The sequence below is a fragment of the Peribacillus sp. NPDC058075 genome (assembly GCF_042885195.1).
GTDB lineage: Bacteria > Bacillota > Bacilli > Bacillales > DSM-1321 > Peribacillus.
The window spans coordinates 595,676-617,546 of sequence record NZ_JBHVSL010000002.1 but is presented as its reverse complement, the minus strand read 5'-3'; the positions used below and the strand labels follow the sequence as shown (position 1 = coordinate 617,546).

Here is a 21,871-nt window from a genome sequence, read left to right as displayed (position 1 = left end):
GCATTTATCAATTTTCAGGAGTAAATATAACGTTTAGCTACAATTCAAAGAATATCTATATCATCGATTAAGAGCGATGGCTGCAGTGAACGCTTTTTCAAAGTGGACGACGCAAGCGGTGAATAATATACCTGTTTGTCCGTCACTACAATCGATTTAACCGAGTTTTTTGCTAAATGGTAAGTTACATCAGACTTTTTCTCCAAAAATTCACTCATGATTGGGGAGGTCTGAAGCAGCTTCTTATCTAAAATGGCTATGACATCGTCCGTTTTCACAAGAATGTCTTCACCAATATGGAGATACATACATTCACCTCATCATTTAACCTTTTTTATACTTCCTTGACTAACATAAAAGGTGGACGCTTCTCTTAGGGTTTGATGATCGATTCCATCAACGGAGGGTGTCGTCACGAATGTTTGCACTTTCCCTTGTATTGTATTCAGTAAATGGGATTGACGGAAATCGTCAAGTTCCGATAACACATCATCCAATAATAAAATGGGATACTCGCCGATTTCTTCATGGATCAGCTCAATTTCAGCAAGTTTCAAAGACAGGGCCGTGGTTCGCTGTTGTCCTTGTGAACCGTATGTCTGGACATCCCGGTCATTCACAAAAAAAACCAGGTCGTCACGATGAGGACCTACCAGTGTTACACCCCGTTCAATTTCCCTTGTTTTTATTTTATCAAATTTTTCTGTGTATACTTCTATCATTTTCGTCAAATCCATAGATTCTGATACATCAAGAGACGGTTTATATTGGATTTTCAATACTTCTAGATTTCTGGAGATCCCCGAATGAATCGGCTCTGCCCATTGCTGGAGCTTTAAAAGAAACTCGTATCTTCTTTCGACAATTTTCGCTGCATACTGAATAAATTGATCGGTCAGCACGTCAAGCATCGTCGTATCCGTTTGTTTCCGGGTCTGCAGAAGCTTTAAGTAATGATTTCTTTGTTGAAGTATTTTATGATATTGGCTCATATCATGAAGGTATACGGGAGAAACCTGGCCAATTTCCATATCTATAAAACGGCGTCTGACTAGAGGACTTCCCTTTACAAGGTTCAGATCCTCAGGCGCAAACATGACCACATTCATATTTCCGACATATTGACTCAACTTTCTTTGTTCAATATGGTTGCACTTTGCCTTTTTCCCTTTTTTTGAAATGGTCAGCTCAAGTGGTATTGAGGTATTTCTCTTTCTAACTCTTCCCTCTATTTTAGCATACTCTTCATCCCAGCGAATAAGTTCTTTATCATTTGAGGTGCGATGAGATTTTGCCATTGCTAAAACAAAAATAGATTCCATTACGTTTGTTTTTCCTTGAGCATTCTCGCCGAGGATTACATTGACTTTATTCTCAAAAGTCAGATTCAATTCGGTATAGTTGCGGTAATTTTTCAAACTTATATTTTCAATATACATATTCCGCTCTTCCCTTATGTTTTAGCTTGTAATTGTGTAGGTGCCAAATCCAGGAATCTCTATTTTATCACCTGATCTTAATTTTCTGCCTCTTCTCACGTCTAATTCGCCATTAATATAAACCTCGTATTCACTTAAGAACCATTTCGCCATTCCGCCGCTTTGAATTAAATCGGCCAACTTCAGGAATTGACCAAGCGTAATATATTCAGTATTGATTTTTATGGAGTCCATTTCATGCCTCACTCATTTCTAAGTAGTCTTTAATATTTCATTTTACTAAATTAATCCCATTAAGACAAAGTATAGCTTTTTCAGTTCTTATTTTTAGCGATTCAGCGTTCCGTACAGCATTTAAAAACGCCTAAAACCCTTTGGTAACCTATGTTTAAATATAAAAAAATTAAAGACCTGCTATACAAGCCTTTAATTTTTTTGAAATATTATTTTAGCTTAGTAAGTTCTTACTGGGAGAATTAATTGCAGCATGGAATCATCATGTAGCGGACGAATGACAAACGGACGCATTGCACCTGTGAAATTAATTTTTATATCGGAACCTTCCAATGCTTTTAGAGCATCCATTACAAATTTGGCACTGAATGAGATTTTCAGGTCTTCACCTTCAATGGCTTCTGCCTGAACCTCTTCAATTACTTTACCAATTTCAGGAGTATTGGAAGAGACTTCGATTATACGGCCTTCCAGGGTTGACAATTTGACGACATTATTTCTTCCTTCTCTCGCCAATAAAGAAGCCCTGTCGATCGCTTGTAGAAAATCCTTGGTGTGAACAGTCACATCGGTTTTGCTATCTGATGGAATCAAGCGTGATGTATCAGGATAATTCCCTTCAAGAAGTCTTGAGAAGAATAATAAATTTTCAGCTTTGAAAAGTACTTGGTTTTCGGTAATGACGATTTCAATGAGTTCGTTTGTATCATCAAGGATTTTACTTAACTCATTCAGACTTTTACCTGGGATGACAACACTATAGGTCCCGTTAATTTTATTTTCTATTTTGGCTGTCCTCATTGCAAGCCTATGACTGTCTGTTGCAATACAGGTCAATTCGTCATCTTGAACCTTCAAGTTTACACCTGTTAAGATGGGGCGTGTTTCTGACGTGGACACTGCAAAGCCGGTTTGTCGGATAAGGGTCTTTAAAAGGTCCGTTGGAAGTTTGAAGATATTTTCTTCTTCAATGATCGGAAGATGTGGATATTCTTCCGGATCCAGTCCATTTAGATTAAATTCAGCTTTGCCGGAACGAATAATCGTTTGAAAGTTGTTCTCCACTTCAATTTCTACCGTATCCATCGGCAGCTTTTTGACAATTTCACTGAAAAAACGGGCATTCAGGACAATACCGCCGCTGCTTTTAACTTCAACAATTTCATCTCCGTCAACCTCAGCCGGAATGAATGATTGGATGGAGATATCAGAATCACTTCCTGTTAGAGTGACACCTTCACTAGTAACGCTTATTTTTATCCCCGTTAGAATCGGAATCGTCGTCCTTGATGTGACTGCTTTCATTACTTCTTGGACACTATGAACTAATCGATCTCTTTGGATTATAAATCTCATGTTTCATCCTCCAATTTTTAATTGCCGAATAGGCATATTTATTAATAATTTTTATTAAAAAAGATAGTAGTAATAGTAGTAGGGCCTGTTGATATGTGGATAAGTCCACTCAACCTAAGGAAAAACAGTCTATCCACATGTGGACAGACTGTGTGTAAGTAGTCGTCAGTTATTCACATTATCCAGAATCTATTATACCCTCAGCTGATCCTGGATTTCTTTTACCTGACGCTGAAGCTGGGTGTCCGTCTGCATGAGTTTGGAGATTTTTTCATGCGCATGGATAACCGTCGTATGATCGCGACCTCCAAATTCATCACCTATCTTGGGCAGGGATGAGTCCGTCAACTCCCTGGAAAGATACATGGCAATCTGTCTTGGAAATGCTACGGATTTAGTCCGTTTTTTCGCCTTGAAATCCTCAAGTTTGACACTATAATGTTCACCGACCGTTTTCTGGATTTCCAAGATGGTGATTATTTTAGGTTTTGAGCTAGGGATGATGTCTTTTAATGCTTCAGCTGCCAAATCGGCATTTATATCTTTATTAATCAATGAAGAATAAGCGACGACACGAATAAGTGCACCCTCAAGCTCTCGAATATTGGAATCGATTTGGTTGGCGATATAGAGCATGACTTCGTTCGGGATATCAAGTCCCTCAGCTTTTGCCTTTTTACGCAATATGGCAATCCGCGTTTCCAGATCAGGTGGCGTGATATCCGTGATCAAGCCCCACTCAAACCTTGAACGGAGGCGATCCTCTAGTGTAGGTATTTCTTTTGGCGGGCGGTCACTCGAGATGACGATTTGTTTGCTTTCTTCATGCAATGCATTGAATGTATGGAAAAACTCTTCTTGAGTTTGTTCTTTTCCCGCAAGAAATTGAATATCATCAATTAATAAAACATCCACGCTTCGGTATCTATCACGGAATTCCCCAGCTTTATTGTCCCGGATCGAGTTGATGAATTCATTCGTGAACTTTTCAGACGATAAATAAACGACCTTCGCATTCGGATTATGCTCTAGAACATAATGCCCGATTGCATGCATTAAATGAGTTTTTCCAAGGCCGACGCCCCCGTATATAAATAAGGGATTATAGGCTTTGGCCGGAGCTTCTGCAACAGCGAGAGACGCGGCATGGGCAAAACGATTGCCGGAGCCGATGACAAATGTATCGAATGTATTTTTCGCATTAAGCATATGCTGTGGAAATGCAGCATGCTCCTTATCCTGCTTTTTTATCTTTTTAGGCTGAACAGGAACGGTAAAATCATCATCTTCGTGATTGGGGGGAATGATGAATTTTGCTTCCAATTCCTCACCGGTAAGTTCAAACAATACATCCGAAATAAGATGGGAATAGCGTTCTTCAAGCCAATCCCTGGCAAATTCATTGGGAGCGGTGACTGTTAATGTATCACCTTGCAGTAAATAAGCCTTGGTTGATTTAAGCCAAGTCTCAAAGCTTGGTTTACTGATTTTTTTTTCGATTTTTCCGAGCGCCTGGTTCCAGAGGCTATCGATGTTATCCAAACTTATCCCTCCTTTGCAAAATATTTTTAATAATTGTATCTAAATGTATAGGCACAAATAAACTCATCGATTGCCGTCTTTATATTAATTTTGACAGCAAAGGTTCGGTGAGCTGTATTAAGGGATTTTTGTGTTGTGTAATGGAGTGCCTAAAAACTATATCTTGCGCTGTACAACCTTTGTACAATCTACATCTGGTGAACCAATGTAGATTTGAATGTTTATTCATCAACAGGTATTTTAAGAAATATATAATAAAGAAGAAAAAAGGGTTTTCGACAATATCCACCATCTGTGGACAGATTAATATACACAGGTCGGATAAACTATCCACAAGTTATTCACAGTCTGTGGATAAACGTTACCTGTTGATAAAGTTATTCAGAGTGAAAACACAAATATAATATCAGAAATTCAGGCGTCTTGCAATGGGTTAGAAAACTTTATCCACAACTTACCGAGCTTGTGGGAAAAACTTTTCCACAGGCCATTGTTATGTGCAAAAGTCTATAAAATGGGATGTGGATAGAAAAAAACATGTCGAAATTTATCCACAGACCGTGATTATAGGCTCGACTAATTTGTTTTGAATGAGGTTGTTCAAGCCGAAAGAGCAGCATGGGACTGATCGAAAGATGATTCACGTCCATTCTTATTATTTGTCGAATGTTGTTTCGATCAAGGGGGATTCATTGCGAATCTTATATTTGGGCTCATGGATAAAATGATGGAAATTTCCCTTTCCCCAAAAATTTCTATATCAGTTCGGAGCAAAATCATTTACAATAGGCTAGGTAATAAAAAAAGGCCAACTGGACATTGAGCATTAAAAAAGAATTATTTTTATGGATGAGGTTGACAAGTAGAAACCTCCATCTATATAATTGTAAAGACTGTCTTTAACTGTTATTCCTCAGGGAGGTGTCATATAATGAAAAGAACTTATCAACCGAATAACCGCAAACATAGTAAAGTTCACGGTTTCCGTGCACGTATGAGCACGAAAAACGGACGTAGAGTAATCGCTGCACGTCGCCGTAAGGGCAGAAAAGTATTATCTGCATAGACCACTGAAAAGTCTCAGTGGTCTTTTTTCGCAAAATAAGGGATTTACTGAGACTCAATTCATGTAATGAAGGTGTAAAAATGAAAAAAAAGTTAAGGATTAAGAAAGAGGACGAATTTCAGCTTGTTTTTAAAAAAGGTGAATCTTCTGCTAATCGGCAATTCGTTGTCTATGTCCTAGAAAAGCCAGGTCAGGATTATTTTCGGATCGGCCTTTCAGTCAGTAAAAAAATCGGGAACGCCGTTGTAAGGAACCAAATCAAAAGATACATACGGCAAGCGTTTTTGGAATTGAAAGAAGATATAGAAGAGGGTAAGGATTATATTGTGATTGCTCGAAAACCAGCGGCGGAGATGGACTTTTTCCAGGTGAAAAGCAGCTTGATCCATGTCCTGAAACGTTCTAAATCACTAAACTTTAAAATGAAAAAACAATAAAGTCCCCCTACCATCGAATAAGCACTCCTCGGATCATGTGGTTACTTGAGAAAGATGACATAGAAAATCCCGATTGTAACTGTGGAAAAAGTGGATTACTTTTCCTTGGAATCTTCTAATAAACAGTTCACAATTGTTTCAAAAAAGATTGATTGCAGTTAGGAGGAAATTACGGTTGAAAAAACGAATATTACTCATTATTGGACTAGCCTCGATAATGATGTTGTTAGCAGGGTGTACGGAAATTAAAGAACCTATTACTGCGGAGAGTGAAGGTTTTTGGAATTCATACATTGTCTATCCATTATCAGCCCTGATCATTTGGCTTTCTGAAGCATTTGGCGAGAACTATGGTTTGGGAATCATCGGTGTTACTCTTATCATTCGCTTAGCATTACTGCCATTAATGATTAAACAGGTGAAAAGCTCGAAAGCCATGCAGGCCATTCAGCCTGAAATGAAAGAACTTCAAGCAAAATACAGCTCAAAAGATGCTGCCACACAACAAAAACTACAGCAAGAAACAATGGCTCTATTTTCAAAATATAATGTGAATCCATTGGCGGGATGTTTGCCGATATTGGTGCAAATGCCGATTTTGATCGGATTTTACCATGCAATCAGCCGTACGGAAGAAATTGCTTTACATAGTTTTCTTTGGTTTGATTTAGGTTCCCCGGATCCTTATTATATTTTACCGGTCGTTGCTGGTATCACGACCTTTATTCAGCAAAAGATGTCCATGGTTGGAATGAACTCCAATCCACAAATGGCGGCACAAATGACCATGATGCTTTACATCATGCCAATCATGATTGTTGTATTTGCTATTAATTTCCCCGCTGCTCTTTCTCTTTACTGGGTAGTTGGTAACATCTTTGGTATCGTTCAAACATATTTCATCAAAGGTCCGGATCTTAGAAAAGCAGCTGCGGAAAACGCGGGAGGGGCAAAGAAAAAGTGAAAAAAGTGACTGCTACAGGACAATCTGTCGAAGAAGCAGTAAATTTAGCTTTAGCTCAACTGAACAGCACTAAGGATCGCGTGGAGATTGAAGTGGAAGATGAAGGCAAAAAAGGATTTTTTGGTTTATTTGGTGCAAGGAAGGCAATCGTCCATGTGACATTGCCTCCGGATCCCATTGAAGAGACACTTGGATTTTTGAAGAATGTCTGCGTCGAAATGGAAGTCAATGCACAAATAGATGTCACCCGAAAAGGGAAGAACGTAACTTTCCATTTATCAGGTGATAAAATTGCCTTATTGATTGGAAAAAGGGGTCAAACATTAAATTCACTTCAGTATTTAGCGCAGCTTGTCGCAAATCGGTATTCAAAGCAGTATTTGAATATTACTGTAGATGCAGAAGATTATCGAAATCGCCGCAATGAAACCTTAATCCAATTGGCTGAAAGAATGGCAAATAAAGCCATGAAAACAGGTAAAGCTGTTTCACTCGAGCCGATGCCATCCTATGAACGTAAGGTCATCCATAATGCCCTCTTGGATTATCCAAAAATAAAAACGACTTCAAGTGGGACGGAACCTTATCGCCACTTGGTCATTACTCCACTTAAATGAACCTTCTGCTTTTAAGCAGGGGTTCTTTTTTTTAGGCCCCGCCATCAATGTGTGTCGAATATGTTTTTGCAAAGTATCAATTCAACAATAAGTGACATATTTCTTTATCTTTATATATTTTTTATCCGTAAAGGGAAGCGGACGACATTTGTTATTCACATGTGGATAAGTTAAAATGAATGTTACAGAATATGGATTAATGGCATGTGGATAACTCTTGAGAGGAAGGAGTATCTACTTTTTTTCATCAATATACTGTGGTATTGTAGTAATTTAGGGATTCGACGATTTTATTATCAGAAAAAAATAGAAACATCAATATATAAGAGGTGAAAGCATGGAATTCGATACAATCACCGCTATCTCTACACCCTTAGGGGAAGGGGCAATCGCCATCGTTAGAATCAGCGGTGATGAGGCCATAGAAATAGCCGACAGGATCTTTAAAGGACCAGGTGGAAAAGGATTGCTTGATGTGAAATCACACACGATTCATTATGGCCACCTTATCCAGCCTAAAACAGGTGAAATCATAGAGGAAGTCATGGTTTCGGTCATGATGGGTCCAAAGACATTTACAAGGGAAGATGTAGTTGAAATAAATTGTCACGGTGGAATCGTTTCGGTCAATCGGGTATTGCAGCTCATTCTCTCACAAGGTGCTCGTTTAGCAGAACCTGGTGAATTTACGAAACGGGCTTTTTTGAATGGCAGGATCGACCTCTCTCAAGCTGAGGCCGTTATGGATTTAATCCGGGCTAAAACGGATAAAGCGATGAATGTTGCATTAGGTCAAATGGAAGGCCGGCTTTCGAAATTAATCCAAAGCCTGCGTCAAGAAATTTTACAGACCCTCGCCCAAGTCGAGGTTAATATAGATTATCCGGAATATGATGATGTCGAAGAAATGACACATCGTTTATTTTTGGAAAAGGGCAGTTATGTGAAGAAGGAAATAGAGAAGCTGCTTCACACGGCCCAACAGGGTAAGATACTTAGGGATGGGCTTGCGACCGTTATCATAGGACGTCCTAATGTAGGGAAATCTTCTTTGCTTAACAGCTTAGTTCATGAGAATAAAGCAATCGTCACTGATATTCCAGGTACAACACGTGACGTTATTGAAGAGTATGTCAATGTTCGCGGTGTACCGCTTAAACTTGTCGATACGGCAGGAATTCGCGAAACGGAAGATATCGTTGAACGAATTGGAGTTGAACGGTCCCGTGCAGTATTAAAAGAAGCTGATTTAATCTTGCTTGTATTGAACTATTCCGATGATTTCACTACTGAAGATGAGAAACTATTCCAAGCGGTCGAGGGAATGGATGTCATCGTCATCATCAATAAAACAGACCTTCCACAAAAAATCGATATGGAAAAGGTTAAGGAAAAGGCGGCATCCCATAAAGTTGTTACGACTTCATTACTGGAAGATCGAGGGGTCGATGAATTGGAGGAAGCCATCGCTTCTTTATTTTTCGAAGGTTCTTTAGAAACGGGAGACCTGACCTATGTTTCCAATGCCAGGCATATAGCTTTGCTGGGGCAGGCATTACAGTCTATCGAAGATGCAATCGATGCTATTGAAATGGGTACGCCGGTTGATTTGGTTCAAATCGATTTCACGAAAGCCTGGGAGCTGCTCGGAGAAATCATTGGCGAAAGCGTTCAGGATAATTTGATCAACCAATTGTTCTCTCAATTTTGTTTAGGAAAATAAGTGTAAAAGGAGGAAAAGGATATGCAATACGAAGCAGGTAGTTATGATGTCATTGTTATTGGTGCAGGTCATGCTGGCAGTGAGGCCGGTCTTGCAGCGGCAAGAGTCGGAGCTAAAACGTTGATGATCACCATTAACTTGGATATGGTCGCCTTCATGCCATGCAATCCCTCCGTTGGCGGGCCGGCAAAAGGGATAGTCGTTAGGGAAATTGACGCTTTAGGCGGAGAAATGGGGAAAAATATCGACAAGACCCATATTCAAATGAGGATGCTCAATACGGCTAAAGGTCCGGCTGTTCGTGCATTGAGGGCGCAGGCAGATAAATTTCTCTATCAACAAGAAATGAAAAAGACGATAGAAGACCAAGAAAATTTGACATTGATTCAAGGAATGGTAGAGGAATTAATTGTTGAAAACGACGTATGTACGGGTGTCATCACTAAAACAGGCGCGGTGTACCGTGCGAAAACTGTCGTAATCACGACTGGAACATATTTACGCGGTGAAATCATTTTAGGGGAACTGAAATATTCAAGCGGCCCAAATAACCAGCAGCCTTCCATCAGGCTTTCTGAACATTTGGAGCAGTTAGGATTTGACTTGGTCCGTTTTAAAACAGGAACGCCGCCACGTGTGAATAGCTCTTCCATAGATTACAGCAAAACGGAAATTCAGCCTGGCGATGAAGTGCCACGGGCATTTTCTTATGAAACGACGAAGTTCATAACGGATCAATTGCCATGCTGGTTAACGTACACGAATGAGGGTACACATCAGCTCATTGATGAGAATCTGCACCGTTCACCAATGTATTCCGGAATGATTAAAGGAACCGGCCCCCGTTATTGTCCATCGATAGAAGATAAAGTCGTTCGTTTTAATGATAAACCACGGCATCAAATCTTCTTGGAACCTGAAGGCCGCAATACAAAGGAAGTTTATGTGCAAGGTTTATCCACCAGTCTGCCTGAAGATGTACAAGTGAAAATCCTGCAAACAATTCCAGGACTTGAAAAGGCGGAAATGATGCGTGCAGGATATGCAATTGAATATGATGCGATCGTTCCTACGCAGCTATGGCCTACACTTGAAACGAAGAAAATCAAAAATCTGTATACGGCAGGCCAAATTAACGGGACGTCCGGCTACGAGGAAGCAGCAGGACAAGGATTGATGGCCGGTATTAATGCAGGATTGAATGCAATCGGTAAAGAAGAACTGATTTTAAGCCGTTCGGATGCCTATATTGGTGTACTCATTGATGACCTTGTGACGAAAGGTACGAATGAACCATACCGTTTGCTGACTTCACGTGCGGAATACCGTTTATTATTGCGTCATGATAATGCCGATTTACGCTTAACGGAAATTGGATTCAATATCGGGATGATCAAAGAAGAACGCTACAATCGTTTCCTTATGAAAAAAGAAGCGGTTGAAATGGAAAAGGAACGACTGAAATCAAACTTCATCAAACCGACCAAAGAGGTTCAAGAAGTCATTACTGCAAGCGGCGGCAGTGAGTTGAAGGATGGAATCCGTGCCTCCGATTTATTGAAACGGCCTGAAATGGATTATTCCCACATTCAGAAGTTGGCGCCAAGTGATGTCGAACTGAGCGATGAAGTGACGGAACAGGTCGAAATCCAGATCAAGTATGAAGGATATATCGAAAAATCCTTGCAGCAAGTCGATCGCCTGAAAAAAATGGAGAATAAAAAAATTCCAGAGAATATCGATTATGATGCAATTTCTGGTCTTGCAACGGAAGCACGTCAAAAATTAAAGCAGGTCCACCCGCTATCAGTAGCTCAGGCTTCAAGAATTTCAGGTGTGAATCCCGCTGATGTTTCCATTTTGCTTGTTTATTTGGAACAAGGTAAGATCGCCAGAGTATCTCAGTAATGGAAATACCCGAAAAGGATTGAAGCAAACATGAATATTGAACAGTTCCAACAAGCACTGCTGGAGAAAGGGATCGAGCTTTCTCCTCAGCAGCTTGATCAGTTTGACACTTATTATCGATTATTGGTGGAATGGAACGAAAAGATGAACTTAACAGCCATCACTGATAAAGAAGAAGTTTATCTGAAGCATTTTTATGATTCAATCAGTGCAGCCTTCTATTTTGACTTTAATAAATCATATCGAATTTGCGATGTTGGGGCTGGAGCTGGATTTCCGAGTATTCCATTGAAAATTTGTTTCCCTGATATCCACGTCTCGATTGTGGATTCCTTGAATAAGCGAATTTCCTTTTTGAATCACCTTGCTGATTCCTTGCAATTAAAGGGAGTTTCCTTCTATCATGACCGGGCTGAAACCTTCGCCCAAAAACCAGAGCATCGCGAATCCTATGATATTGTCATGGCAAGGGCGGTAGCCAGGATGTCTGTTTTAAGTGAATTATGTTTGCCGCTTGTTAAACCGGATGGGACGTTCATTGCCATGAAAGCGGCTAGTGCACAAGATGAAATGGACAATGGGAAGAAGGCCATTTTTACGTTAGGCGGAGAAATCGAAGAAATTCATCCTTTCACATTGCCAGAGGAAAATAGTGAAAGAAACATCATTACTGTAAAAAAAGTGAAGAAGACTCCTAAAAAATACCCGAGAAAACCAGGGACACCAAATAAACAGCCTATTGAATAATCTTTGCAAGAAGAGTATGTTTTTCATAGTAAGCGCTGATGATTCAGATATATGGCTGGTACTCGCCCTTCTTTTCTTTTACTATAAATGTATGAACTTATTATTTTCACTCAATCCTGCATTTGCCAACAAGAAGGCATTTAGGTGCATGTTAAAACGTGTGCACTGTGCTGGCTGATTCAGGGAAATAGTCTAGGACATGCCGGCCGATATCCTTAATAACTGGCCTTCCATTCCTCATTATTGCCTTGATGGCGCCAGTCGACATGATTTTTACAGTGAAGGGCCATATGTATAACCATGTCGGGAAATGTATGCAGGACTTGTCCTTTAAATAGAGAATATGTTATTTGGGAGTTTTAAAAGGTGGTGTAGGAAGATGAAGCATCCTTTTTCGCGGTTCTTTGGGTTTGGCGAAAAGGAAGAAGAGCAACTAGAGATGGAGACACCTAGCAATAATAATGAAGAGATAAGAAAAATTTCCATTTCTGATATTGTGCCTAATCGATTTCAACCAAGGACCGTTTTTAATGACGATAAAATTGCTGAATTGGCTCAAACGATTCATACACATGGGATCATTCAACCAATTGTAGTAAGGGCTTATGGTCAGGGAAAATATGAAATCATTGCAGGTGAGCGTCGTTTCCGGGCCATGCAAAAGCTTGGCTGGGAATTGGCACCTGCTATAATCAAGGATTTCACCGATACAGAAACGGCTTCCGTCGCGCTGATAGAAAACCTTCAGCGTGAAGAACTGACACCGATTGAAGAAGCTTTGGCTTACGGAAAACTATTGGAGCTGCATAGTTTAACCCAAGAAGCTCTGGCACAAAGACTGGGAATAGGTCAATCTACCGTGGCGAATAAGCTTCGGCTGCTTAAGCTGCCACAGGAGGTTCAGGATGCACTTCTTCAAAAGCAAATTACGGAACGCCATGCCCGCTCGTTGATACCGTTAAAGAGTCCTGAAAAGCAGCTTAAACTGCTTTTGGAAATCATCGAAAAAGGGTTGAACGTCAAGCAGACCGAAGAGCAGGTCGTCAAGCTCCTCACGGGTACTGTGCAGAAGCCGAAACCTAAGCGAAAAGCGTTTAGTAAAGACATGAGGATTGCCGTGAATACCATACGCCAATCACTCAATATGGTTACAGACAATGGAATAAATTTGGATGCAGAGGAAGAAGAATTCGAGGAGTATTATCAGTTCACGATAAAAATACCCAAGAAAAAAAATTGATTCCCCATCCTTAGCCCGCTTGGTAGTCTTCGATTACCAAGCTTTTTTATTTTCTCGCCAAAACTGGCATTTTCCGCCTTGAAAATATTCAACTTTCCCCGGATTTTTAATGCTTTTAGGTGTATTTGAAATTTTAAGAGGAATTTCAGAAAACGATTTCTTCCAGTAATATTCATGATAAAATAGAAAGAAATAAATGGATTTACGGTACTAATCAATAGATATAGCGTGATGAAGATAGTTGAAAGCAGGTGAATTCGTGGGGAAGATTCTCGCCATTGCCAATCAAAAGGGCGGTGTTGGAAAAACGACAACTTCTGTCAGTCTAAGTGCTTGTCTCGCATATATAGGACAGAAAGTCTTGATGGTCGATATTGACCCGCAGGGAAATGCGACAAGCGGTGCAGGGATTGACAAAGCCGATGTGGAACAATGTATTTATGATGTATTGGTTGATGATGTCGAGGCCAGTACCGTTATCATGGAAACAAAGGTAGAAAACCTATATGCCATACCTGCGACAATTCAACTTGCAGGTGCAGAAATTGAACTTGTTCCAACCATCTCGAGGGAAGTCCGATTAAAAAGGGCGTTAGAATTGGTGCAAAGCCAATATGATTATATTGTGATTGACTGCCCGCCATCGCTGGGTTTGCTTACGCTTAATGCCTTAACGGCCGCTGATGCCGTTTTGATTCCGGTACAATGTGAATATTATGCATTGGAAGGTTTGAGTCAACTGTTGAATACGGTCCGCCTCGTCCAAAAGCATTTGAACCATGATTTGAAAATCGAGGGTGTGCTCTTGACGATGTTGGATGCAAGAACAAATCTAGGTCTCCAGGTCATAGAAGAAGTAAAAAAATACTTTCAGGATAAAGTCTATCAAACGATCATTCCCCGCAATGTCCGTTTGAGTGAAGCACCAAGCCATGGAGAACCGATAATTATATATGATCCAAAGTCACGTGGGGCGGAGGTCTATCTAGAACTGGCAAAGGAAGTGGTATCAAATGGCTAAAGGACTTGGCAAAGGACTTAACGCACTTTTCAACAGTGGGGAGATCAGTAAAGATGAAATCGTGCGCGAAATCAAAGTAAGGGAATTAAGGCCAAATCCTTATCAGCCCCGAAAGAACTTTCGGCTTGAAGCTATAGAAGAATTAAAACAATCCATCATGGAACACGGGATATTACAGCCGATTATTGCCCGGGAAAGCATTAAGGGATATGAGATCGTGGCTGGGGAAAGGCGTTATCGTGCTGCAAAGGAAGCTGGTTTAAAGACAGTTCCGGTCGTTGTGAGAAAATTGAGCGAACAGCAGATGATGGAACTGGCGATTTTGGAAAACCTGCAACGGGAGGATTTGAATCCGATCGAGGAAGCTGTCGCTTACCAAACACTTCTTGAAAAATTGGAATTCACCCAGGAGCAATTGGCCAATCGGCTAGGTAAAAGCCGGCCCCATATAGCAAACCATGTTAGATTACTTTCTTTGCCTGAAGGAATTAGGAGATATATCTCCGACGGGGAAATTTCCATGGGGCATGGACGGGCATTGCTAGGTTTAAAGAAAAAAGAGTTGCTTAAGCCGGTAGCGGATAAAATCCTCAAAGAAGGTATGAATGTCAGACAGCTAGAGCAATATATACATCAATTGAATGATACCGTTTCACGTGAAACCAAATCTAAGAAACAAGAGAAAAAAGATATATTCATAAAGCAACGGGAGACAAGTCTGCGTGAAAGACTAGGAACGAGCGTAACGATAAAACAAAGCAAGAAAAAAGGAAAAATAGAAATAGAATTCTTTTCAAAAGAAGATTTGGAAAGAATTTTGAATTTGATCGATCAAGAGAACCTTTCCTCTTAGATCGCCTTTATGACGACTTATGCAGAAAATTAGGTGGATGAGATGGTATTATTAGGGGCCTTGGTGAATGGTGCCTGCATTTTAATCGGTTCGATTTTAGGAAGGTTTTTACAACATATACCTGAAAAGATAAAAGAAACGGTCATGAGCGGCATCGGTTTGGCTGTCATGGTCTTAGGGTTGCAGATGGGGTTTAAAAGTGATAATTTCCTTGTTGTCATTTTAAGTATTGTCGGAGGGGCTGTCCTTGGTGAATGGATGAATCTTGAGGCCAGGCTTAATTCTTTAGGCAATTGGCTTGAACGCAGGATGAAAGCGAAGGAAGGAACTTCGATATCTCAGGGGTTTGTAACGGCTACACTCATATTTGGCATTGGGGCGATGGCCATCATCGGTGCCCTCGATAGCGGTATCCGGAATGATCATGACGTTTTGATAACAAAAGCGATCATTGATGGATTTACGGCATTGGTCCTCGCCAGCACGCTCGGCATAGGTGTACTTTTTTCAGCATTTCCAGTCTTTCTTTATGAGGGATTAATGGCGATTTTTGCAAGGCAGATCAATACGATGATCCCAACTGCTTTAATGGATTCTTTCATATTGGAAATGACGGCAACTGGGGGAGTCATGATTTTGGCAATTGGTTTGAATATTATCGGTGTCACCAAAATAAGGGTGGCGAATCTGCTTCCAGGCATAATGATTACCGCCATTCTGGTTACTTTCATGTATTATGTATAAAAAAGAAGGAAGGGGATGACCCCTTCCTTCTTTTTTATGATAAGAAAAAATCGATCATAGTGTTTTTTCTTGCTTGAATGACCATGTGAAAGGAGTGATGGTAGGTTTTATTGGATAATGATTTTGTGCTTCATGAATTCCCTCGGCAATGGTTTTGGCCATTTTTAGCACAAGATTAAGGCGAGTGTTCTGCAAGACCATGAATTCCATGAATCCACTTACATTCACGATTCCTGTAATATGGGCATTTCCAACGGAAGGAAGATCTTTATTGACCCCAGCACCTGGCTTCACTGGTCCTTGGCCGATTTGAACGATGCCGACGCTTTTCATTTTCCCTAAGCAAGCATCGATTCCGACTATAAATGGATTGGCATGCATCTTTTTGATTTCATTTAATTTTTCCTGTAAATTCATCGCATGTATAGGGTCATCCAGAGTACCATAAACATGGAATGAAGAAGAACTTTTTTCAGCTTTTTCACTAAGCAGAGTGCCGACAAGTGGTCCGAGTGAATCGCCTGTGGAACGGTCTGTGCCTATACAGACGATGACGATGGGTTGAGGCTTTCCGGTAGGTAGGAGGTTGATCAATTCCTGGGAAATTTGTTTGGATGCATCCGTATCTTCATGCAGGATGCGACTCAATCTATTTTTATTATTATTAAATAGACTAGAATTCAGATTCATCGGCTCAACTCCTTTACTTTATTTGGTATTACAGTATACGGATAAAAAGAGGAAAATATACGGTAATTAACATAATGGATGAGGGAATTTTTTGTAGAACATGCAAAAAGTTGAAGGGGATATGGAATCGTCGCTTATCCTCTATTAATTCCTTTCATTTATACTTTCTAGTAAATAATTACTTGAATATTTGGGAAAAAACTTCTAAATCTTTTACCTATATACCCATAATTTTTTTGTACAGAAACCATTATTTATTGATAAAATAGAGAAAATCTCTCTATTTCATGGTTATCTCCGTGCATGAAGGGTAGAGGAATACGTCTATATGGGAAAAAATCATATGGGGAGTATAATAGTTTTGCTGTTATTTGCAATAGGCAGGAGGAAAATATGGTTCGCATTTATGATAACGTTACAAAAGAGATATTGGATGAAAAGATATGGCTGCTGTTGGGCGAGGGCATCATTAAAATCTTCCTTGTTCTGTTGTTATCGCGTATTATTATTACAATAGGAAAGACTATTCTGAATAAATTTTTCAAAACACGTTTAAGGAGTCCCATTCGGGTATCGGAGCGCAGGGAAGCGACACTCATTAAATTGCTAGAAAATATCATTACCTATGTCATCAACTTCATTGCCTTGATGATGATTTTGGAAATTTTCGGCCTTGAAGTGATGCCATTACTCGCTGGTGCCGGTGTTCTCGGTTTGGCAGTTGGTTTTGGTGCTCAAAGTTTGGTCAAGGATATAATTACCGGGTTTTTCGTTATTTTTGAAGATCATTTCTCGGTTGGGGATTATATTAAAATCAATAATTTTGAAGGGGAAGTCATGGAAATCGGGCTTCGTACGACGAAAATTAAAAGCGGTGCAGGTGAATTGCACTTCATTCCCAACGGCAGCATCATCCAGGTTACGAATTATTCCATTTTAAACAGTGTGGCTGTTGTTGATGTGACCATACCTAACGATGGATCGGTCGAGCGTGCCGAGAAGGTGCTGATTCATCTTTTAAACAGTATGGAAGGCAAATACGAAGCCTTGGTCAAAGCACCAGAATTTTTGGGAATTGAAAAAATCAGTCCTGAAGAAATCGTCTTTCGGATTAAAGCGGAAACAAAGCCGATGCATCACATAGAAATCAGTAGGATATTAAGAAAAGAAATAAGTGCTGCGCTTGATTATAGTGGGATTAAATCTACGTACAATGGCAGCGAGTCATAAGAGTTAGGGGGCTCATGGTTATGGAAGAAAAGGAATTTGCACTAAAGGATATTGTGGAAATGAAGAAGCCACATCCGTGTGGAGTGAATAAGTGGAGAATTATACGGCTCGGTATGGATATCCGGATAAAATGTGAAGGGTGCGGACATAGCGTGATGCTGCCCCGACGTGAATTCGCAAAGAAAATGAAAAAAGTTCTGCAAAAGCATGAGGAGTGATCATGCTTTTTTTTTGGGAGTGAAAGTAGTCCTGCGTTTCTCATGATTTACTTGTCTTTTTAGGAAGCGAAATCTATAATTGGGAAAGGTTTAGGTAATTGGATGGTCTTTATAGAAGATCAGTTCTTTTCCCATATGTACGAATCATCTTGAAGGAGTGAAATATAAATGGCTTTAACAGCTGGTATAGTCGGTTTGCCTAACGTAGGTAAATCCACTTTATTTAATGCAATTACTCAGGCAGGTGCGGAATCTGCCAACTATCCTTTCTGTACGATCGACCCGAATGTCGGGATCGTGGAAGTGCCAGATCACCGTCTGCAAAAATTGACTGAATTGGTAAAACCGAAAAAGACGGTTCCGACCGCATTTGAATTCACGGATATAGCCGGGATTGTAAAAGGAGCAAGTAAAGGAGAGGGATTGGGTAATAAATTCCTTTCCCACATCCGTCAAGTGGATGCCATTTGTCAAGTCGTCCGTTGCTTTGCAGACGATAACATTACCCATGTTTCCGGAAAAGTGAATCCAATCGATGATATTGAAGTCATCAACCTTGAATTGATCCTTGCCGATTTGGAATCAGTTGTCAAACGCATCGACCGTGTCGGAAAAATGGCCAAGCAAAAAGATAAAGCCGCTGTTGCAGAACATGAAATCCTTGTGGCTTTAAAAGAAGCGTTGGAAGATGAAAAGCCTGCACGTTCCGTTGAGTTTACTGAAGAGCAGCAAAAAATCGTGAAGGGCATGCATTTACTTACAGCGAAGCCGACGCTTTACGTGGCGAACGTGAGCGAAGATGAAGTGGCGAATGCTGACGATAATCAATATGTACAGCAAGTTCGTGAATATGCTGCGAAGGAAAATGCCGAAGTAATCGTGATTTGTGCCAAAATCGAAGAAGAAATTGCAGAGCTTGAAGGTGAAGAAAAGGAAATGTTCCTTTCTGAACTTGGCATTGAGGAGTCAGGTCTTGATCAGTTGATCCGTGCTTCTTATAATCTGCTTGGATTGGCAACATACTTTACAGCTGGTGTACAGGAAGTGCGTGCTTGGACATTCCGCAAAGGAATGAAGGCCCCTCAATGTGCAGGCGTCATTCACACGGACTTCGAACGTGGTTTCATCCGTGCCGAAACGGTTTCTTATACCGATTTACTTGAAGCGGGCAGTCATGGTGCCGCAAAAGAAGCAGGTAAAGTCCGTTTGGAAGGAAAAGAATACATCGTTAACGATGGCGATGTTATTCATTTCCGTTTTAACGTTTAAGATTCCAAGACCCTACCGTTCCATATGTAGGGTCTTTTTTGAGACTTGAATCATCAGATTACAATTAATTGTAATAAGTCGAACCGTTCGTTGCAAAGCCTCTTTAACTATGCTATAATTTTATCTTGTGAGTAATTATAAATAATTGCTCCTTGCCCAATTGGGCCGCTTAGACCAAAAGGAGGTGACAGTGATGAGAAAATACGAAATTATGTATATCATCCGTCCAAACATTGAGGAAGAAGCTAAAAAAGCTTTAGTTGAACGTTTCAACACAATCCTTTCTGATAATGGTGCGGAAGTAGAAGCAAAAGAATGGGGTAAACGCCGTCTTGCATACGAAATCAATGATTTCCGTGATGGTTACTACATGCTTCTTAAAGTTAACGCTGAAAGTGCTGCGATTCAAGAATTCGATCGTCTTGCTAAAATCAGTGAAGACATTATTCGCCACATGGCTACTAGAGAAGAAGTTTAATTCAATATTTAATATAAATTCTAATCTTGTTTCACATGAAACAAGCTTGAAACCTAGGGGTTGATTCTGATGATGAATCGCGTAGTTTTGGTAGGACGCTTAACTAAAGATCCTGAATTACGATATACACCTAATGGAGTTCCCGTAGCTACCTTTACTTTGGCTGTGAACCGTAGTTTTACGAATCAGCAAGGTGAACGTGAAGCGGATTTCATTAACTGTGTAGTTTGGCGTAAACCGGCAGAAAATGTAGCTAACTTCCTGAAAAAGGGCAGTTTAGCTGGCGTGGATGGACGTGTCCAAACACGTAATTATGAAGGACAAGACGGCAAACGCGTATATGTGACGGAGATTCTGGCTGAGAGCGTTCAATTCCTTGAACCACGAAGCAGTTCAGCGGGTGAAAGAAATGAAGGCGGTTCTTACGGTGGGGGTCAAAGAAGTTATGGCAATAACGGAAATGACAACAATTCGTATGGACAAAATCCTAATCAGAATCAACGGAGCAATAACAACTACACTCGTGTAGATGATGATCCATTTGCAAATGACGGTAAAACAATCGACATTTCAGATGATGATCTTCCGTTTTAAACAGCCGTTTAAAATGAAAATTCAAAAAAGCAGGGAGGGAAATATATTATGGCAATGGGTGGACGTAAAGGACGCGGTAAGCGTAAAAAGGTTTGTTATTTCACATCTAACGGAATCACTAAAATTGATTACAAAGATACAGATCTTCTTAAAAAATTCGTCTCAGAACGCGGTAAAATTTTACCACGTCGTGTAACTGGCACAAGCGCTAAATATCAACGTAAATTAACGATTGCTATTAAACGCTCACGTACTATGGCATTACTACCATACGTATCTGGTGAATAATAAATTGGCACATTGAGGAGTTATCCTTAATGTGCCTTTTTTATAAGTTATCACTTATGCCTGAAAACTGCAGAATTGCGGTTTTTTTTTATTTCAGAAGGAAGTTACCCGGGCGTTTTCCTCAGAAAAAATAATCATATCCTAAAAAAGAATGTGATGTTTGAAATATCCTGGCCGTAACGGATACAATATAAAGATGGAGATAAGACATAATAATAACAGGGGGTGAAATAGAGATGAATAGCGGGAGACGAATTGCCGAGGGCGGAGCACTTCTGGCACTATATTGCATTTTATTGTTCATCACCATTCAAATCCCACTATTGGGTATTTTCACTACTTTCTTTTTACCCATTCCATTCATACTCGTCACAATCAAACAAAAGGTATCATGGAGTCTTGGTTACTTATTTGTAGCCTCGTTATTGTCGATCCTCATCGGGACGATATTGTCTGTTCCGATGACCTTGCTCATGGGGGCAACAGGAATTGCGATCGGCCATTTTTTGAAAAAGGACAAACCGATGGCACCTATGTTCATAAGCGCAGTCCTTGTCTTTCTGGGGGGCATTTTATTAATGTATGCAGCTTCAGTTTTGATAATGGATGTTAATTACATAGAAGAATCGATGAACATTCTTGAGGGGTCCATTGAAAATTCAATCGGCATCATGGATTCTTTTGGACAGGCACCGACGGAACAAGTCGAAAAGCGGGTGTATGAATCAATCGATATGATGAACACGCTGATGCCAAGTTTGTTCGTTTTGATGTCCGTCATCATGGTATTATTGATTTTCCTTGCGGCGCACCCCATTGTGAAGAGATTCAGTGATAAGGCGTTAAAATGGCCCCATTTTCGAGATCTGCGACTCCCGAAAAGCCTTTTATGGTATTATTTAATTACGATGCTTCTTGCTCTTTTTGTGAATACGGACAAGAACAGTTTTGTATATATGGCGATAACGAACCTATTTTTCATCCTGCAGTTCTTCATATTATTACAAGGATATTCCCTGATATTCTATATCGCTCATGTTAAGTCATGGGTTAAGGCGATACCTGTTTTAATCGTGGTTTTTTCTTTGCTTATCCCGATTCCGATTATTACGACGGCCGTCCGATTTTTAGGTATAATAGATTTAGGCTTTCCATTTAGGGAGACAATCAAGAAAAAGGAATAGAAGACTTTTTTGCAAAACAGATGCTTTTA

24 protein-coding genes are annotated in these 21,871 nt (G+C 40.1%); 18 read left to right on the top strand and 6 right to left on the bottom strand.

Annotated features, from left to right (window positions below; all coding sequences use genetic code 11):
- Positions 1 to 44: 44 nt before the first annotated feature.
- The 5 genes from remB to dnaA all read right to left on the bottom strand — a co-directional run bounded on the left by remB (position 45) and on the right by dnaA (position 4,571).
- Complete coding sequence (gene remB / locus ACFVS1_RS20750) at positions 45 to 308, bottom strand: extracellular matrix regulator RemB (RefSeq protein WP_352924358.1); 264 nt, start codon at positions 306 to 308, stop codon at positions 45 to 47.
- Between the two features lie 12 nt (positions 309 to 320).
- On the bottom strand, positions 321 to 1,439 hold the full coding sequence (recF, locus tag ACFVS1_RS20745; protein WP_048687943.1) for a DNA replication/repair protein RecF: 1,119 nt from the start codon (positions 1,437 to 1,439) through the stop codon (positions 321 to 323).
- A gap of 21 nt (positions 1,440 to 1,460) precedes the next feature.
- Positions 1,461 to 1,673, bottom strand: coding sequence for a S4 domain-containing protein YaaA (yaaA, locus tag ACFVS1_RS20740; protein WP_034316192.1), 213 nt, complete (start codon positions 1,671 to 1,673; stop codon positions 1,461 to 1,463).
- Between the two features lie 219 nt (positions 1,674 to 1,892).
- Positions 1,893 to 3,029, bottom strand: a complete 1,137-nt coding sequence (gene dnaN, locus ACFVS1_RS20735; RefSeq protein WP_352924356.1) for a DNA polymerase III subunit beta — start codon at positions 3,027 to 3,029, stop codon at positions 1,893 to 1,895.
- A gap of 192 nt (positions 3,030 to 3,221) precedes the next feature.
- Positions 3,222 to 4,571, bottom strand: a complete 1,350-nt coding sequence (gene dnaA, locus ACFVS1_RS20730; protein WP_352924354.1) for a chromosomal replication initiator protein DnaA — start codon at positions 4,569 to 4,571, stop codon at positions 3,222 to 3,224.
- A 931-nt stretch (positions 4,572 to 5,502) separates the two neighbouring features.
- On the opposite strand from dnaA, the gene rpmH reads away from it, so the two are divergent.
- The 11 genes from rpmH to ACFVS1_RS20675 all read left to right on the top strand — a co-directional run bounded on the left by rpmH (position 5,503) and on the right by ACFVS1_RS20675 (position 15,891).
- Positions 5,503 to 5,637 carry a 50S ribosomal protein L34 gene (rpmH, locus tag ACFVS1_RS20725; protein WP_034316183.1) on the top strand — a complete coding sequence of 45 codons (135 nt, stop codon included), beginning with the start codon at positions 5,503 to 5,505 and terminating at the stop codon, positions 5,635 to 5,637.
- Between the two features lie 80 nt (positions 5,638 to 5,717).
- Positions 5,718 to 6,074, top strand: coding sequence for a ribonuclease P protein component (gene rnpA / locus ACFVS1_RS20720; protein WP_063234313.1), 357 nt, complete (start codon positions 5,718 to 5,720; stop codon positions 6,072 to 6,074).
- 175 nt (positions 6,075 to 6,249) lie between these two features.
- Positions 6,250 to 7,038, top strand: a complete 789-nt coding sequence (spoIIIJ, locus tag ACFVS1_RS20715; protein WP_352924352.1) for a YidC family membrane integrase SpoIIIJ — start codon at positions 6,250 to 6,252, stop codon at positions 7,036 to 7,038.
- Positions 7,035 to 7,655, top strand: coding sequence for an RNA-binding cell elongation regulator Jag/EloR (gene jag / locus ACFVS1_RS20710; RefSeq protein WP_387550112.1), 621 nt, complete (start codon positions 7,035 to 7,037; stop codon positions 7,653 to 7,655). Before spoIIIJ ends, jag begins: the two co-directional genes overlap by 4 nt.
- A 337-nt stretch (positions 7,656 to 7,992) precedes the next feature.
- Positions 7,993 to 9,378 carry a tRNA uridine-5-carboxymethylaminomethyl(34) synthesis GTPase MnmE gene (gene mnmE, locus ACFVS1_RS20705; RefSeq protein WP_387550110.1) on the top strand — a complete coding sequence of 462 codons (1,386 nt, stop codon included), beginning with the start codon at positions 7,993 to 7,995 and terminating at the stop codon, positions 9,376 to 9,378.
- Positions 9,379 to 9,399: 21 nt separating this feature from the next.
- Positions 9,400 to 11,286: a tRNA uridine-5-carboxymethylaminomethyl(34) synthesis enzyme MnmG gene (mnmG, locus tag ACFVS1_RS20700; RefSeq protein ID WP_352924346.1), complete on the top strand. Its 1,887-nt coding sequence runs from the start codon at positions 9,400 to 9,402 to the stop codon at positions 11,284 to 11,286.
- A 30-nt stretch (positions 11,287 to 11,316) separates the two neighbouring features.
- Positions 11,317 to 12,033, top strand: a complete 717-nt coding sequence (gene rsmG / locus ACFVS1_RS20695) for a 16S rRNA (guanine(527)-N(7))-methyltransferase RsmG (protein WP_241589435.1) — start codon at positions 11,317 to 11,319, stop codon at positions 12,031 to 12,033.
- Between the two features lie 379 nt (positions 12,034 to 12,412).
- Entirely contained in the window at positions 12,413 to 13,273 is an 861-nt protein-coding gene (gene noc, locus ACFVS1_RS20690; RefSeq protein WP_387550107.1) for a nucleoid occlusion protein, read from the top strand.
- A 259-nt stretch (positions 13,274 to 13,532) separates the two neighbouring features.
- On the top strand, positions 13,533 to 14,294 hold the full coding sequence (locus tag ACFVS1_RS20685) for a ParA family protein (protein ID WP_352924342.1): 762 nt from the start codon (positions 13,533 to 13,535) through the stop codon (positions 14,292 to 14,294).
- Positions 14,287 to 15,147, top strand: a complete 861-nt coding sequence (locus ACFVS1_RS20680) for a ParB/RepB/Spo0J family partition protein (protein WP_387550105.1) — start codon at positions 14,287 to 14,289, stop codon at positions 15,145 to 15,147. The genes ACFVS1_RS20685 and ACFVS1_RS20680 overlap by 8 nt, the downstream gene beginning before the upstream one ends.
- 42 nt (positions 15,148 to 15,189) lie before the next feature.
- Positions 15,190 to 15,891, top strand: coding sequence for a DUF554 domain-containing protein (locus ACFVS1_RS20675; RefSeq protein WP_352924338.1), 702 nt, complete (start codon positions 15,190 to 15,192; stop codon positions 15,889 to 15,891).
- Positions 15,892 to 15,945: 54 nt separating this feature from the next.
- Here ACFVS1_RS20675 and yyaC read toward each other — a convergent pair whose 3' ends face one another.
- Positions 15,946 to 16,581 (bottom strand): spore protease YyaC, encoded by a 636-nt coding sequence (gene yyaC, locus ACFVS1_RS20670; RefSeq protein ID WP_352924336.1) that lies wholly within the window; start codon positions 16,579 to 16,581, stop codon positions 15,946 to 15,948.
- 393 nt (positions 16,582 to 16,974) lie between these two features.
- Here yyaC and ACFVS1_RS20665 point away from each other — a divergent pair, with 393 nt between their 5' ends.
- The 7 genes from ACFVS1_RS20665 to ACFVS1_RS20635 all read left to right on the top strand — a co-directional run bounded on the left by ACFVS1_RS20665 (position 16,975) and on the right by ACFVS1_RS20635 (position 21,842).
- Entirely contained in the window at positions 16,975 to 17,811 is an 837-nt protein-coding gene (locus tag ACFVS1_RS20665; RefSeq protein WP_387550102.1) for a mechanosensitive ion channel family protein, read from the top strand.
- Between the two features lie 20 nt (positions 17,812 to 17,831).
- On the top strand, positions 17,832 to 18,029 hold the full coding sequence (locus ACFVS1_RS20660; RefSeq protein WP_034316158.1) for a DUF951 domain-containing protein: 198 nt from the start codon (positions 17,832 to 17,834) through the stop codon (positions 18,027 to 18,029).
- A gap of 168 nt (positions 18,030 to 18,197) precedes the next feature.
- The gene (gene ychF, locus ACFVS1_RS20655) at positions 18,198 to 19,298 is read left to right on the top strand and encodes a redox-regulated ATPase YchF (RefSeq protein WP_387550101.1); all 1,101 of its coding nucleotides are present in this window, start codon (positions 18,198 to 18,200) and stop codon (positions 19,296 to 19,298) included.
- Positions 19,299 to 19,491: 193 nt separating this feature from the next.
- Positions 19,492 to 19,776: a 30S ribosomal protein S6 gene (gene rpsF, locus ACFVS1_RS20650; protein ID WP_034316153.1), complete on the top strand. Its 285-nt coding sequence runs from the start codon at positions 19,492 to 19,494 to the stop codon at positions 19,774 to 19,776.
- A gap of 69 nt (positions 19,777 to 19,845) precedes the next feature.
- Positions 19,846 to 20,370: a single-stranded DNA-binding protein gene (ssb, locus tag ACFVS1_RS20645; protein WP_057278276.1), complete on the top strand. Its 525-nt coding sequence runs from the start codon at positions 19,846 to 19,848 to the stop codon at positions 20,368 to 20,370.
- Between the two features lie 48 nt (positions 20,371 to 20,418).
- On the top strand, positions 20,419 to 20,658 hold the full coding sequence (gene rpsR, locus ACFVS1_RS20640; RefSeq protein ID WP_053348323.1) for a 30S ribosomal protein S18: 240 nt from the start codon (positions 20,419 to 20,421) through the stop codon (positions 20,656 to 20,658).
- Between the two features lie 236 nt (positions 20,659 to 20,894).
- Positions 20,895 to 21,842: a YybS family protein gene (locus ACFVS1_RS20635; protein ID WP_387550098.1), complete on the top strand. Its 948-nt coding sequence runs from the start codon at positions 20,895 to 20,897 to the stop codon at positions 21,840 to 21,842.
- Positions 21,843 to 21,871: the final 29 nt, after the last annotated feature.

Excerpts from the sequence above, each read along its gene's own strand:
- remB (WP_352924358.1), bottom strand. The coding sequence starts at position 308 with ATGTATCTCCATATTGGTGAAGACATTCTTGTGAAAACGGACGATGTC.
- recF (WP_048687943.1), bottom strand. The coding sequence starts at position 1,439 with ATGTATATTGAAAATATAAGTTTGAAAAATTACCGCAACTATACCGAA.
- yaaA (WP_034316192.1), bottom strand. The coding sequence starts at position 1,673 with ATGGACTCCATAAAAATCAATACTGAATATATTACGCTTGGTCAATTC.
- dnaN (WP_352924356.1), bottom strand. The coding sequence starts at position 3,029 with ATGAGATTTATAATCCAAAGAGATCGATTAGTTCATAGTGTCCAAGAA.
- rpmH (WP_034316183.1), top strand. The coding sequence starts at position 5,503 with ATGAAAAGAACTTATCAACCGAATAACCGCAAACATAGTAAAGTTCAC.
- rnpA (WP_063234313.1), top strand. The coding sequence starts at position 5,718 with ATGAAAAAAAAGTTAAGGATTAAGAAAGAGGACGAATTTCAGCTTGTT.
- mnmE (WP_387550110.1), top strand. The coding sequence starts at position 7,993 with ATGGAATTCGATACAATCACCGCTATCTCTACACCCTTAGGGGAAGGG.
- mnmG (WP_352924346.1), top strand. The coding sequence starts at position 9,400 with ATGCAATACGAAGCAGGTAGTTATGATGTCATTGTTATTGGTGCAGGT.
- rsmG (WP_241589435.1), top strand. The coding sequence starts at position 11,317 with ATGAATATTGAACAGTTCCAACAAGCACTGCTGGAGAAAGGGATCGAG.
- noc (WP_387550107.1), top strand. The coding sequence starts at position 12,413 with ATGAAGCATCCTTTTTCGCGGTTCTTTGGGTTTGGCGAAAAGGAAGAA.
- ACFVS1_RS20680 (WP_387550105.1), top strand. The coding sequence starts at position 14,287 with ATGGCTAAAGGACTTGGCAAAGGACTTAACGCACTTTTCAACAGTGGG.
- ACFVS1_RS20675 (WP_352924338.1), top strand. The coding sequence starts at position 15,190 with ATGGTATTATTAGGGGCCTTGGTGAATGGTGCCTGCATTTTAATCGGT.
- yyaC (WP_352924336.1), bottom strand. The coding sequence starts at position 16,581 with ATGAATCTGAATTCTAGTCTATTTAATAATAATAAAAATAGATTGAGT.
- ACFVS1_RS20665 (WP_387550102.1), top strand. The coding sequence starts at position 16,975 with ATGGTTCGCATTTATGATAACGTTACAAAAGAGATATTGGATGAAAAG.
- ACFVS1_RS20660 (WP_034316158.1), top strand. The coding sequence starts at position 17,832 with ATGGAAGAAAAGGAATTTGCACTAAAGGATATTGTGGAAATGAAGAAG.
- ychF (WP_387550101.1), top strand. The coding sequence starts at position 18,198 with ATGGCTTTAACAGCTGGTATAGTCGGTTTGCCTAACGTAGGTAAATCC.
- rpsF (WP_034316153.1), top strand. The coding sequence starts at position 19,492 with ATGAGAAAATACGAAATTATGTATATCATCCGTCCAAACATTGAGGAA.
- ssb (WP_057278276.1), top strand. The coding sequence starts at position 19,846 with ATGATGAATCGCGTAGTTTTGGTAGGACGCTTAACTAAAGATCCTGAA.
- rpsR (WP_053348323.1), top strand. The coding sequence starts at position 20,419 with ATGGCAATGGGTGGACGTAAAGGACGCGGTAAGCGTAAAAAGGTTTGT.
- ACFVS1_RS20635 (WP_387550098.1), top strand. The coding sequence starts at position 20,895 with ATGAATAGCGGGAGACGAATTGCCGAGGGCGGAGCACTTCTGGCACTA.